Raw genomic sequence first — 11,919 nt, forward strand, 5'->3', positions numbered from 1 at the left:
TCTTACCCCTCAGGACCCCGCCATGCTCCCTAGCCTGTTCATTTCCCATGGGTCACCCATGCTTGCCCTGCAACCCGGCGCCAGCGGGCCGGCGCTGGCCGGCCTTGCCAACGCGCTGCCACGGCCGAAGGCTATTGTGGTGGTTTCGGCGCACTGGGAAAGCCGCGGGCTGCTGGTTACTGCCAGTTCACAACCAGAAACCTGGCACGACTTCCATGGGTTTCCACCGGCATTGTATGCCGTGCAGTACCCCGCGCCAGGCGCACCCGAGCTTGCAGACAGAGCCTGTGCCTTGCTGGAAGCAGCCGGGCTATCGGCACAACGGGACGCGCAGCGCCCGTTCGACCATGGCGCCTGGGTACCCCTGTCGCTGATGTACCCCGATGCACGCATTCCGGTGGTTCAGGTGTCGCTGCCCAGCCATGGCGGGCCGGCCTTGCAGGTCAAGGTGGGGCAGGCACTGTCGCGCCTGCGTGAGGAAGGCGTGCTGCTGGTAGGCTCAGGCAGCATCACCCATAACTTGGGCGAGCTGGACTGGCACGCCGGGCCCGAGGTGATCGCGCCCTGGGCATTGGCGTTTCGGGATTGGGTGGTGCAAAAGTTGGAGGCTGATGACCAACCTGCATTGCTGGGCTACCGCCAGCAGGCGCCATTCGCCCAACGCAACCACCCCAGTGACGAACACTTGCTGCCCCTGTTCTTCGCCCTTGGCGCAGGGGGCGAGTTCAAGGTGGTGCACCAAGGCTTCACCCTGGGGGCCCTGGGCATGGACATTTACCGGTTCGGCTGACCCCCACCGCAGGCAAAAAAATCCCCGAACCAAGTCGGGGATTTATCACAGCGCCAGGATCAGTCTTCGCGGTAGCGACGCAGCTTCAGCTGCTTGCCGGCTACGCGGGTGTCCTTGAGCTTGGCCAGCAGCTTCTCGAGGCCGTCTTCCGGCAGCTCGACCAGGCTGAAGCTGTCACGCACCTGGATGCGGCCGATGGCATCACGCGCCAGGCCACCTTCGTTCAGGATCGCACCCAGCAGGTTCTTGGCGGCGATACCATCACGGGCACCCAGGGCGGTACGGCAACGCACACGGCCTTCGGCCAGTGGCAGCGGTGCACGGCGCTCGCGCTCGCCGCGTTCACCACGGTCGCTGCGCTCACCGCGCTCGGTACGCTCACCCCGTGGGGCGAAGCTCGGTACCAGCGGTTGCTCGCGCTCTACAGCACCCAGGTCAAGCGCCTGGCCGTTGGTGGCCTTGCGCAGCAGCGCAGAAGCCAGGGCGCGGGCGCTGCAGCCCAGGTCGGTGGTCAGGCGGTCGAACAGCTCACCGTGGGTGGCTTCTGCTTCGGTAACCAGCGGTGCCAGGCTGGTGGTCAGCTTCTTGATGCGGGCATCCAGCACGGCCTGGGCGTTAGGCAGACGCGCTTCGGCAACCTTCTGCCCGGTCACGCGCTCGATCACCTGCAGCATGCGGCGCTCACGCGGGGTGACCAGCAGCAGGGCACGGCCATCGCGACCGGCACGGCCAGTACGGCCGATACGGTGAACGTAAGACTCTGGGTCGTACGGCATGTCAACGTTGAACACGTGGGTGATGCGCGGTACGTCCAGGCCACGGGCCGCAACGTCGGTGGCCACCACGATGTCCAGGCGGCCATCCTTGAGCGAGTCGATGACGCGCTCACGCTGGTTCTGGGCGATGTCGCCGTTCAGCGCGGCAGCCCTGTAGCCCTTGGCTTCCAGCGCAGCGGCCAGGTCCAGGGTGGCTTGCTTGGTGCGCACGAAGGCGATCAGCGCGTCGAACTCTTCCACTTCCAGCAAACGCAGCACAGCCGGGATCTTCTGGTCGGCGTGCACCATCAGGTGGGCCTGGTCGATCGCGGTGACGGTCTGGGTTTTAGTCTGGATCTTGACGTGCTTGGGTTCGCGCAGGTGACGCTCGGCGATCGAACGGATCGACGACGGCAGGGTGGCGGAGAACAGCACGGTCTGACGGGTAGCCGGGATGGCATCGAAGATCACTTCGAGGTCGTCCATGAAGCCCAGCTTGAGCATCTCGTCGGCTTCGTCCAGAACCAGGTACTGAACGGTCGACAGGACTTTCTCGTCACGACGCAGGTGGTCACACAGGCGGCCCGGGGTGGCCACGACGATTTGCGCGCCGTTGCGGATTGCGCGCAGCTGTGGGCCCATCGGGGCACCACCGTACACGGCAACCACGTTCACGCCAGGCATCTGCTTGGCATAGGTTTCGAAAGCGGTAGCAACTTGCAGCGCCAACTCACGGGTTGGCGCCAGGATCAGGGCTTGCGGTTCGCGCTTGCTCACATCGATCTTGTTGAGGATCGGCAGGGCGAAGGCAGCGGTCTTGCCGGTGCCCGTCTGCGCCTGGCCGATCATGTCGTGACCGGCGAGGATGATCGGGATCGATTGTTGCTGAATGGCGGACGGCTCTTCATAGCCGGTAGCTACCACAGCAGCAACAATGTTCGCATTGAGATCGAGAGCGGCGAAGCCGCCGGTTTCCTGGGTCATGGGTCTGCCTCTAGGTGCATCCGCAAAGACCCATGCTCCAAAGCTGCACAAGCCATGAAAGACCGACAGGTCACCCAGGCAGCTTTGGCGGCGGGGATTTGCGAAAACGATTGAAAAAGAATACGTGGGAAGGTCCGCCTAGCGGACGTGCAGCCGAAGCTGGACTCGGAGGATTTGCACCGCCTGATTTTGAGGTCCGCTAAAAGACCGGCGCGTACTATACCCGAAATAGCGCATTACGTGAGGAATTTTTTCAGCGTGCAGCGGCATTGCCGGGCCATGGGGCAGCAGAGGGCTGAATCGATTCCCTTAGACGTACTGCGCTGGCCTCTTCGCGGGTAAATCGGATCGCCGCACCGCCGCTCCCACAGGGACAGCCCAACCTTTGGAAGTATCTGTCCTCCACAAAATCTGGATGCTGGCCCGATCCCTGTGGGAGCGGCGGTGCGGCGATCCGATTTACCCGCGAAAAACCCGGCGCAGGTTTCAGGTGGCCGGGCGAATCTCGCGGATCAACCCGTCAAGGCTATAGCCCAGGCGCGGCGCCAGTGCTTCGGCGCGGGCGCGCAGGCTGTCGAGGTCAAGCGCCTGGTCCAAGTCTGCCGGCACCAGCAATATCACGTTGCCCTCCTTCACCGGCAACTCCCAGTAATGGCGATGGTACAAACCCCGCAGCAGCGCCGCCCCCAGCGGCTTGCCATCGTCGGTGGCCCATTGGTTGATCACCAGCCAGCCACCGGGGTTGAGCTGCTGCTGGCAACGCTCCAGAAACCCCCATGCCAGGTGCCCCACGCCCGGCCCATGGTCGGTGTAAAGGTCAACGAACACCAGGTCGGCCTGCTCGGCAGTGGGCAGCAGCTCCAGCGCATCGCCGATGCGCACATAAAGCCGCGGGTCGTCATCCAGGCCCAGGTGCTCAATGGCCAGGCGCGGCACGTCCGGGCGCAGCTCGATGGCCTCGATGTCCTCCAGCGGCAAAAATTTCATGCACGCCTGGGTCAGCGTACCGGCGCCCAGGCCAAGAAACAGCGCGCTCTCGGGCTGCTCATGGCACAACGCGCCCACCAGCATGGCACGGGTATAGTCGTACTCCAGCCAGCTGGGGTCGGCAGTGAACACACAGCTCTGCTCGATGGCATCCCCGAATTCCAGAAAGCGGTAGTCATCCACCTCGTACACGCTGATGACGCCGAAGGCATCCTCCACACGTGCCAGTAGCCGCTCCTGACGTTCCGCTTCCATGTTCCACACCCACCCGCGCAAAAGGGGGATTGTCCGCCAACACCCTCGCTGCAACAAGCGCAGCGCCAACTGTTAACATGGCGTCAAGCCTGCAACCTACATGACCGAGCCTGACATGAACCAACCGTGGAGCCCTGCCAGCTGGCGCACACTGCCGATCCAGCAGCAACCGACCTACCCCGATGCCGCGCACCTGCTCAAGGTCGAGCAGACCCTGGCCAGCTACCCGCCTCTGGTGTTCGCCGGTGAGGCACGTGAATTGCGGCGCCAGTTCGCCGAGGTGACCGAAGGGCGTGCCTTCCTGTTACAGGGCGGGGACTGCGCAGAAAGCTTCGCCGAGTTCTCGGCGGCCAAAATTCGCGACACCTTCAAGGTGCTGTTGCAGATGGCCATTGTCATGACCTTCGCGGCCGGCTGCCCGGTGGTGAAGGTAGGCCGCATGGCAGGCCAGTTCGCCAAGCCGCGCTCGGCCGGCGACGAGACCATTGGCAACGTCACCCTGCCCGCCTACCGTGGCGATATCGTCAACGGTATCGGTTTTGATGCAAAAAGCCGCATCCCCGACCCTGAGCGTTTGCTGCAGGCCTACCACCAGGCCACCGCCAGCCTGAACCTGCTGCGCGCCTTCGCCCAGGGCGGTTTTGCCGACCTGCACCAGGTGCACAAGTGGAACCTGGACTTCATTGCCAACTCGGCATTGGCCGACAAGTATCACCAACTGGCCAACCGCATCGACGAAACCCTGGCCTTCATGCGCGCCTGCGGCCTGGACACAGCCCCCCAACTGCGCGAAACCAGCTTCTTCACCGCACACGAAGCGCTGCTGCTCAACTATGAAGAAGCGTTCGTGCGCCAGGACAGCCTGACCGGCGATTATTACGACTGCTCGGCACACATGCTGTGGATCGGCGACCGTACTCGGCAACTGGACGGTGCCCACGTGGAATTCCTGCGTGGCGTGCACAACCCGATCGGGGTGAAGGTGGGGCCGAGCATGGACCCCGAAGCCCTGCTACGCCTCATCGACATCCTCAACCCGGCCAACGACCCGGGCCGCCTGAACCTGATCGTGCGCATGGGCGCAGGCAAGGTGGGTGACCACCTGCCGGGGCTGATCCGCGCCGTGGAGCGCGAGGGGCGCAAGGTGCTGTGGAGCTCCGACCCGATGCACGGCAATACCATCAAGGCCAGCAGCGGTTACAAGACCCGCGATTTTGCGCAGATCCTCGATGAGGTGAAGCAGTTCTTCCAGGTGCACCAGGCCGAAGGCAGCCATGCAGGCGGCATCCATATCGAAATGACCGGGCAGAACGTCACCGAATGCATCGGAGGTGCGCGGCCGATCACCGAAGATGGCCTGTCGGACCGCTATCACACCCATTGCGACCCGCGCATGAACGCCGACCAGTCACTGGAGCTGGCATTCCTGATCGCCGAAACCTTGAAACAGGTAAGGCGCTGACCGGCCACGCTTCACTTGTGCAACGGGTCGTCCCAGAAGTGCCGCTCGCTTTCCTGATGGATATCTGCACGGCTCAGCCCCAGGTCGTGCAGCGTTGCGTCGCTGAGGCTGGCCAGTTCCCGGCGCTGGCGGTGCAGTTCCAGCCAGCGAGAGGGGCGCTGCAGGGCTGCACGCAACAGATGCTTGAATGAAGAGGCCGGTGCCGGGATAGTGCTGTAGTTACCTTTCATCGTGAAGCCCTCCGTGTCGATGGCTTCAGTCTCGCGCCGGGCTTAAGATCAATCCAACGAATGTTTCTTATGCAAAGCATCTCGGAGATTGATGCAATGTCCCAGTACCAGAGCCTTGATGCAGATGTACTGCGCACCTTCGTGGCCATCGCCGACCAAGGCGGCTTCACCCGCGCAGGGGAAGTGGTCAACCGCACACAGTCTGCTGTCAGCATGCAGATGAAACGCCTGGAAGAAGACATCCTGCAGCGCCAGCTGTTCGAGCGCGACGGCCGGCAGGTGCGGCTTACCGCCGAAGGCCAGGTACTGCTGGGCTATGCCCGCCGCATACTCAAGCTGCACGGGGAAGTGTTCAATACTCTGCGGATGCCGCACATGGTCGGGGTGGTGCGCATCGGCACGCCGGATGACTACGCCATGCGCTTTCTGCCGAGCATTCTGTCGAGCTTCGCCAAGGCCTACCCGCTGGTACAGGTAGAGGTGCATTGCGACACGTCCCGGCAACTGATGCAGCGCCAGGACCTGGACCTGACCATCGTCACCCGCGAGCCCGGTAACGAAGTGGGCCAGCTGTTGCGCCAAGAGCGGCTGGTGTGGGCCGCGGCCGAAGGCTTCTGCCCCCAGGAGCAGCGGCCCATGCCCCTGGCATTGTTCAACACCGAATGCTTCTGCCGCGCCTGGACCTGCAACGCCCTGGAGGCACAGGGCATCGACTACCGGGTTGCCTACACCAGCCCCAGCCTGTCGGCGATCTTCGCCGTGGTGACCGCTGGCCTGGCGGTGACTGCCCAACTGCAGAGCCTGATCGGCGGCAACATGCGCATCCTTGGCGAAAACGAGGGGTTGCCGCAGCTGCCCCTGGCCAACGTGATGCTGGTGCGCAGCCCAAGCGTTGCATCGCCCATTACCGACTGCATGGCCGACTACATCATCGAAGGCTTCAAGTAGCCGCCACGGACTACAGCTCGAAGCCCAGCATGATGGCGCACACCACCAGGAACACGCAGAACATGCCACGCAGCACTTTTTCGGGTAATGCGTGGGCCAGTTTTACGCCCCAGCTGATGCTGAGCAATCCGCCCACCGCCAACGGTATGCCCACTGCCCAGTCCACACTGTGGTGCACGCCGTAGGTCACCAGTGTGACCAAGGTACTGGGCGCCGCCAGCGCCAGTGATAGCCCCTGTGCCACCACCTGGGTAGTGCCGAACACGCTGGTGAGCACTGGCGTAGCCACTACCGCGCCGCCGACGCCGAACAGCCCGCCCATGGTCCCGGCAAAACTGCCCAGCACACCCAGCCAGGGCCAAGGGTGGCGCATTTCGGCGCTGGCTGGCGCCACCTTCATGAACAGGCGTGCGATATTCCAGAGCGCCAGCGCGATGAGAAAGCCGACGAAGCCCAGCCGCATCGAGTGAGCATCCAGCCCAACCGCCCAGATGGACCCTAGCCAGGCAAATACGAAGCTGCACAACGACAGCGGCAAGGCATGGCGCAGTTCAATACGGTTGCGCTGGTGGTAGCGCCACAGCGCCAGCAGCACGTTTGGCACCACCATCACCAGCGCTGTGCCTTGGGCCAATTGCTGGTCCAGGCCAAACAGCACGCCAAGCGCCGGAATAGCGATCAACCCACCGCCAATCCCGAACAGCCCACCCACTGTGCCCAGGCCTGCGCCCAGCACCGCATACAACACCCACTCGATCATCCCGGCTCCGCTTCAACACGCTATCAAGGCGGCCATGCTAGCGACTGCAAGGCGGCAGGGGAACGCAAATACGCAGTGTCGTGAATTTGAAACGAACTCTGCTGGCGTATTGCTGCTCGAATTCTTCAAGAGCCGCTTGACCCTCGTCCCAGCCGGGCCGCGGGCGCTGCGCAGTGAATGACGCTGGTAGTGAGCGCACCAACCATCAGCGTGCGAGATTCTTATTCGACGAATTCAAGGACCTGCATGAACGCCGACACCAAAGCCACTGGCGCCGAGCTGCTCCTGGACAACCAGGTCTGCTTCGCCCTGCACTCCACCTCGTTGCTGATGACGAAGGTCTACAAGCCGCTGCTCCAAGCCCTCAACCTCACCTACCCCCAATACCTGGCCATGCTGGTGCTGTGGGAACATGATGGGCTGACGGTGGGAGAGATCAGCCAGCACCTGCTGACAGACCCGGGCTCACTCACCCCTTTACTCAAACGCCTGGAAAGCGAAGGCCTGCTCAAGCGCACCCGCAGCCGGGAGGATGAGCGGGTTGTGATGGTGCAGCTGACCGACAAAGGGCGTGCGTTGCAGGAACAGGCCAAGGAGGTGCCGCAACGCATCCTCGAAGCCAGCGGGCGCACACCCGAAGGGTTGCAGAAATTGCAGCAAGACTTGCTGGCGTTGCGCGATCGGCTGCACAAGAGCCTGTAGCGAGCAGAGCTTTCAGTTGTGCAAAAAAAACCCGGCAAGCGCCGGGTTTTTTGCGTTACGCAAGAAGGCTTACTTCTTGGAACGGCCTTTGTACACGCCACCTTCGCGAGTGTCGATGTCGATCCACTCGTCGATGTTGATGAAGTCGGCAACCTGCAGTTCGGTACCGTTCTTCAGCTTGGCAGGCTTCATGACCTTGCCCGAGGTGTCGCCACGTGCAGCGTTCTCGGTGTAGACCACTTGGCGGCTGATGGTGGTCGGCAGTTCAACCGATACCAGGCGGCCTTCGAAGAACACGGCTTCGCAGACGTCTTCCATGCCTTCTTCGATGAACGGCAGAACGGCTTCGATGTCCTCGGCGTTCAGCTCGTACATGGTGTAGTCGGTGGTGTCCATGAAGGTGTACGAGTCACCGCTGATGAACGACAGGGTCGCTTCTTTGCGATCCAGGATCACGTCGTCCAGCTTGTCGTCCGCACCGTACACGGTTTCGGTCTTGTAGCCGGTCAGCAGGTTCTTCAGCTTGGTCTTCATGATCGCGCTGTTGCGACCCGACTTGGTGAATTCGGCTTTTTGTACCAGCCACGGGTCGTTATCGATCCGCAGTACGGTGCCGGGCTTCAGTTCTTTACCAGTTTTCATTACGCAGTATCCGAATCTGGATGGATTTATAAAAATCGAGGCCGCATATCATAGCCAATTTCGGTAAAACTGTACCAGCGTCATGGCAAGGTCCGGCTGGGCGGCCTGTTTTGCACACCATTGGCGGGCGTGGGCCTGCAGTTCCGGCCAGTGCACCATGAACCCGCGCCAGGCGGCGTCCATGTCCTGATGCATGTTCCAGGCACGCCACAGGGTCAGCAGCGCGTGCGCGGCAGGCTCCGACAGGCCTTTGCGGTAAATCGCCAGGAACGCCTCGAGTTTTTCCCAGTGGGCGTTCTCTTCCTGCACGTAGATGTGCCACAGCATGGGCCGCCCGGCCCACTGTGCGCGCACGAACGAATCTTCGCCGCGCACGGCGTTGAAATCGCAGCACCACAGCAAGCGGTCGTAATCGTCCTGGCTGACGAAAGGCAACACTTGCACGGTCAACGTGCCACGCTGGTGAATGGCGCCTGCCACCAGTTCAGGCTCATTCAGCCAGGCGCAAAGGTCAGGCACGATGCGGCCCTGGGGCACCAGCATGTGGCTGGGGTTGGCCGCGTTGGCCAGGGCGTCCAGCCAGCCGCCCAACTGCGGGTTTTCGTAGGCGAACAGCGAAATCAGTGCGGCGCCGGCCTGGGGCTGCACCCCAAGCCTGGCAAGGTGCCCGGCGCGCTGGGCAGGGTCGGCCTCGAACGCCTCGCGGCGGGCCAGCAAACCGGCCTCACGCAGCAGGCCGCCCGTACGCTCGGTAAACCCGGGGAAGAAAAACACGGTGCGCAACCCATTGGGTTTGGGTGACGGCAAGCCATGGCAGCCCTCGACCCATTCTTCGGCGCTGAGGTATTCCAGGTTCAGCCACAAGGCTGGGGCCGGGCGGCTGCACAAGGCTTCGACATAGGCGTCAGGCAAGCGGCAACCGAACGCGGCAATCACCACGTCTGCCGTACCCGCGGGCGCCCACTCGGCCGGCCAGTGAAGCACCTCGACCCCCTGTTGCATTTGCCGGGCTGCGCCCAGGTCGGCCCCGGGGCACAACGGCACGAATGCCCGCAGGTCATCCACCCACAGGCGCACGGCCACCCCATGCTCGGCAACCAACTGGCGAGCCAGGCGCCAGGTGACGCCGATATCGCCATAGTTGTCGACGACCGTGCAGAAGATATCCCAGGTGGCTTTCACGTGCCCCGCCCTCGCCCATGCCCAAAGCGCGAATTCTGCGCATAAACTAAGGCCAGCGAAAGCACCGTCGCGGATTATTACCCTGCCCATGCGACAATGCGCCCATTCTGATGCACAGGAGACTGCCATGCCCCGCCCACGCGAATTGAGGATTACCCTCAGGCCTCTGCCTTTGATACTCAGCGTCGCGGTAGGCCTGTGGCTTGGCGCTGGCGCCATTGCATTAAGCATCTGGGCTGCATCGTTCCTATGGCCAGAGCCACCACGGCCATTGGACGAGGCCGCCAATACCAGCGCCCCGCATACAGCGCCCCCGTCAGCGGCTGCCGACGATTCCCAAGCGCGCATGTTCGAGCAATATAAAAAGGGGTTGCAGAAACAGGCGGCAGAAGCCGCCCAGGGCGACCCGCGCAACCTCGACAGCCCCAAGTGCCAGTTCTGGCTGCAACAGAACCGCACGGCGCCCACCGACAAAAGCCAGGCCAACGTGCTGGAGTTCTGCTACTGATCATGAACAAGCCGCTTTTACTGGCACAGATCGTCGCCACCCTCGAGCGTGACCTGGACGTGCTGACCCGCGCCGCGCAAACCGCCTACGAAACGGCAACAGCCGAAGAAAACGTTGCCGAGAACAAGTACGACACACTGGGCCTGGAAGCTTCATACCTGGCTACCGGCCAAGCGCGCCGCAGCGCCGAGATCCGCCAGGCGCTGCTCGGCTACCAACAACTGCTGCTGCGCGACTACGACCCGCAACGTGGCGTTCAGGTAAGCAACCTGATCACCCTGGAGGATGAAAAGGGAGCCCGGCAGCAGCTGTTTCTGGGCCCCGCAGCCGCTGGTTTGAAGATTGCCGACGGCACCCAGGCAACCACCGTGATCACCCCTCGCTCGCCGCTGGGCCAGCAACTGATCGGCAAACGCGTTGACGATGAAGTGACGCTTGCCGCACACACCCTGGTGATCGTCGCCGCCACCTGAGCTACGACGCCTGCCCATAGCCACCTTTGTTTACACTGCCCGCCAAGAGACCCGTATGACCAACCCCACGCTCAGCCGCGCCCTAATCCTGCTGATGGCCACCGCCACCGGCCTGGCCGTGGCCAGCAACTACTACGCCCAGCCGTTGCTGCACAGCATTGCCGAACAGTTCGGCCTGAGCACCGCGGCTGCCGGCAGCATCGTCATCGCCGCGCAGCTGAGCTACGGCGCCGGCCTGCTGTTGTTGGCGCCCTTGGGCGACCTGTTCGAGCAGCGCCGCCTGATTACCGTGATGACCGCCATCGCCACCCTTGGGCTGATCATCAGTGCGTGCGCCCCGAGCCTGCCCTGGCTGATTCTGGGTACCACGCTTACCGGGCTGTTCTCGGTGGTGGCGCAAATTCTGGTGCCCATGGCCGCGTCCCTCAGCGCGCCCAACCTCAGGGGGCGCGCGGTCGGGACGCTGATGAGCGGCCTGTTGCTGGGCATCCTGCTGGCACGCACCGCAGCCGGCTTCATGGCCGAGCTGGGTGGCTGGCGCAGCATCTATGTGCTGGCCGCCGTGCTGATGGCTATTACTGCACTGGCCCTGCACCGCAACCTGCCACAGCACCACAGCCATGCCGGGCTGAAGTACCCGGCGCTTATCGGCTCGGTGTTTCGGCTGTTTGCCCAAGAGCCAGTGCTGCGCCTGCGTTCGCTGCTGGGGTTGCTGGCATTCAGCCTGTTTGCGCTGTTCTGGACGCCGCTGGCGTTCCTGCTGGCCAGCGAGCCCTACCATTACTCCGACGCGGTGATCGGCCTGTTCGGGCTGGCGGGGGCCGCGGGCGCGTTGTCGGCCAACTGGGCGGGCCGCCTGGCAGACCATGGCAAAGGGGCGCTGGGCACCACCGTAGGCCTGGTGGTGCTGTTGCTGTCCTGGGTACCACTGGGGTTCGCCCAGCAGTCGCTGGTGGCGTTGCTGCTGGGGGTGCTGATGCTGGACCTGGCGGTGCAACTGGTGCACGTCAGCAACCAGAATGCCGTTATCGCCCTGCGGCCCGAGGCCCGTACGCGGCTTAACGCGGGGTATATCACCTGCTACTTCATTGGCGGCGCCTTGGGCTCGCTGCTGGGTACGCAGCTGTTCCAGCACCATGGCTGGCCGGGCATCGTGGTGGCAGGGCTGGCGATTGGCACCTTGGCGCTGCTGGTGTGGGGCCTGGCCCGCCGCGCAACGCCAGCCATGGCCTGACCCCAAC

Annotated in this window: 12 protein-coding genes and 1 pseudogene; 7 read left to right on the plus strand and 6 right to left on the minus strand. The window is 63.4% G+C overall.

Features of this window, described 5'->3' with window-relative positions; genetic code table 11:
• The first annotated feature begins 22 nt into the window (after positions 1 to 22).
• Positions 23 to 790, plus strand: coding sequence for a class III extradiol ring-cleavage dioxygenase (locus APH25_RS08100; protein ID WP_060481558.1), 768 nt, complete (start codon positions 23 to 25; stop codon positions 788 to 790).
• Between the two features lie 59 nt (positions 791 to 849).
• Here the strand turns inward: APH25_RS08100 and APH25_RS08105 are convergent.
• Both APH25_RS08105 and APH25_RS08110 read right to left on the minus strand, forming a co-directional pair.
• A pseudogene (locus tag APH25_RS08105) lies at positions 850 to 2,563 on the minus strand (DEAD/DEAH box helicase).
• A gap of 452 nt (positions 2,564 to 3,015) precedes the next feature.
• The gene (locus tag APH25_RS08110; RefSeq protein WP_060481560.1) at positions 3,016 to 3,771 is read right to left on the minus strand and encodes a spermidine synthase; all 756 of its coding nucleotides are present in this window, start codon (positions 3,769 to 3,771) and stop codon (positions 3,016 to 3,018) included.
• A gap of 115 nt (positions 3,772 to 3,886) precedes the next feature.
• Between APH25_RS08110 and APH25_RS08115 the strand changes: the two genes are divergently transcribed.
• Complete coding sequence (locus APH25_RS08115) at positions 3,887 to 5,233, plus strand: class II 3-deoxy-7-phosphoheptulonate synthase (protein WP_060481605.1); 1,347 nt, start codon at positions 3,887 to 3,889, stop codon at positions 5,231 to 5,233.
• Between the two features lie 11 nt (positions 5,234 to 5,244).
• Here APH25_RS08115 and APH25_RS08120 read toward each other — a convergent pair whose 3' ends face one another.
• On the minus strand, positions 5,245 to 5,463 hold the full coding sequence (locus tag APH25_RS08120; protein WP_060481561.1) for a DUF1127 domain-containing protein: 219 nt from the start codon (positions 5,461 to 5,463) through the stop codon (positions 5,245 to 5,247).
• A gap of 96 nt (positions 5,464 to 5,559) precedes the next feature.
• On the opposite strand from APH25_RS08120, the gene APH25_RS08125 reads away from it, so the two are divergent.
• Positions 5,560 to 6,411: a LysR substrate-binding domain-containing protein gene (locus APH25_RS08125; RefSeq protein WP_042141622.1), complete on the plus strand. Its 852-nt coding sequence runs from the start codon at positions 5,560 to 5,562 to the stop codon at positions 6,409 to 6,411.
• A 10-nt stretch (positions 6,412 to 6,421) separates the two neighbouring features.
• On the opposite strand, the gene APH25_RS08130 is transcribed toward APH25_RS08125, so the two are convergent.
• Positions 6,422 to 7,171 (minus strand): sulfite exporter TauE/SafE family protein, encoded by a 750-nt coding sequence (locus APH25_RS08130; protein WP_028634772.1) that lies wholly within the window; start codon positions 7,169 to 7,171, stop codon positions 6,422 to 6,424.
• Positions 7,172 to 7,417: 246 nt separating this feature from the next.
• Here APH25_RS08130 and APH25_RS08135 point away from each other — a divergent pair, with 246 nt between their 5' ends.
• Positions 7,418 to 7,873: a MarR family winged helix-turn-helix transcriptional regulator gene (locus tag APH25_RS08135; protein WP_060481562.1), complete on the plus strand. Its 456-nt coding sequence runs from the start codon at positions 7,418 to 7,420 to the stop codon at positions 7,871 to 7,873.
• A 69-nt stretch (positions 7,874 to 7,942) separates the two neighbouring features.
• Here APH25_RS08135 and APH25_RS08140 read toward each other — a convergent pair whose 3' ends face one another.
• Positions 7,943 to 8,515, minus strand: coding sequence for an elongation factor P (locus APH25_RS08140; protein WP_028634770.1), 573 nt, complete (start codon positions 8,513 to 8,515; stop codon positions 7,943 to 7,945).
• Positions 8,516 to 8,563: 48 nt separating this feature from the next.
• Positions 8,564 to 9,697, minus strand: coding sequence for an elongation factor P maturation arginine rhamnosyltransferase EarP (gene earP, locus APH25_RS08145; protein ID WP_060481563.1), 1,134 nt, complete (start codon positions 9,695 to 9,697; stop codon positions 8,564 to 8,566).
• Between the two features lie 127 nt (positions 9,698 to 9,824).
• On the opposite strand from earP, the gene APH25_RS08150 reads away from it, so the two are divergent.
• From APH25_RS08150 to APH25_RS08160, 3 genes are read left to right on the plus strand one after another with little or no spacing between them, the layout of a single operon-like run.
• Positions 9,825 to 10,205, plus strand: a complete 381-nt coding sequence (locus tag APH25_RS08150) for a hypothetical protein (RefSeq protein ID WP_060481564.1) — start codon at positions 9,825 to 9,827, stop codon at positions 10,203 to 10,205.
• Positions 10,206 to 10,207: 2 nt separating this feature from the next.
• The gene (locus APH25_RS08155; RefSeq protein ID WP_060481565.1) at positions 10,208 to 10,678 is read left to right on the plus strand and encodes a GreA/GreB family elongation factor; all 471 of its coding nucleotides are present in this window, start codon (positions 10,208 to 10,210) and stop codon (positions 10,676 to 10,678) included.
• A 55-nt stretch (positions 10,679 to 10,733) separates the two neighbouring features.
• A complete protein-coding gene (locus APH25_RS08160; RefSeq protein WP_028634766.1) occupies positions 10,734 to 11,912 on the plus strand; it encodes an MFS transporter in 1,179 nt (392 codons plus the stop codon).
• Positions 11,913 to 11,919 lie beyond the last annotated feature (7 nt).

The organism is Pseudomonas sp. NBRC 111119, assembly GCF_001320125.1.
In the GTDB taxonomy this organism is placed as follows: Bacteria; Pseudomonadota; Gammaproteobacteria; order Pseudomonadales; family Pseudomonadaceae; genus Aquipseudomonas; species Aquipseudomonas parafulva.

What these genes read in the sequence shown, in the direction of transcription:
- APH25_RS08160 (WP_028634766.1), top strand. Translation starts at nt 10,734, where the DNA reads ATGACCAACCCCACGCTCAGCCGCGCCCTAATCCTGCTGATGGCCACC.
- APH25_RS08130 (WP_028634772.1), bottom strand. Translation starts at nt 7,171, where the DNA reads ATGATCGAGTGGGTGTTGTATGCGGTGCTGGGCGCAGGCCTGGGCACA.
- APH25_RS08140 (WP_028634770.1), bottom strand. Translation starts at nt 8,515, where the DNA reads ATGAAAACTGGTAAAGAACTGAAGCCCGGCACCGTACTGCGGATCGAT.
- APH25_RS08120 (WP_060481561.1), bottom strand. Translation starts at nt 5,463, where the DNA reads ATGAAAGGTAACTACAGCACTATCCCGGCACCGGCCTCTTCATTCAAG.
- APH25_RS08135 (WP_060481562.1), top strand. Translation starts at nt 7,418, where the DNA reads ATGAACGCCGACACCAAAGCCACTGGCGCCGAGCTGCTCCTGGACAAC.
- APH25_RS08125 (WP_042141622.1), top strand. Translation starts at nt 5,560, where the DNA reads ATGTCCCAGTACCAGAGCCTTGATGCAGATGTACTGCGCACCTTCGTG.
- APH25_RS08150 (WP_060481564.1), top strand. Translation starts at nt 9,825, where the DNA reads ATGCCCCGCCCACGCGAATTGAGGATTACCCTCAGGCCTCTGCCTTTG.
- APH25_RS08155 (WP_060481565.1), top strand. Translation starts at nt 10,208, where the DNA reads ATGAACAAGCCGCTTTTACTGGCACAGATCGTCGCCACCCTCGAGCGT.
- APH25_RS08100 (WP_060481558.1), top strand. Translation starts at nt 23, where the DNA reads ATGCTCCCTAGCCTGTTCATTTCCCATGGGTCACCCATGCTTGCCCTG.
- APH25_RS08110 (WP_060481560.1), bottom strand. Translation starts at nt 3,771, where the DNA reads ATGGAAGCGGAACGTCAGGAGCGGCTACTGGCACGTGTGGAGGATGCC.
- APH25_RS08115 (WP_060481605.1), top strand. Translation starts at nt 3,887, where the DNA reads ATGAACCAACCGTGGAGCCCTGCCAGCTGGCGCACACTGCCGATCCAG.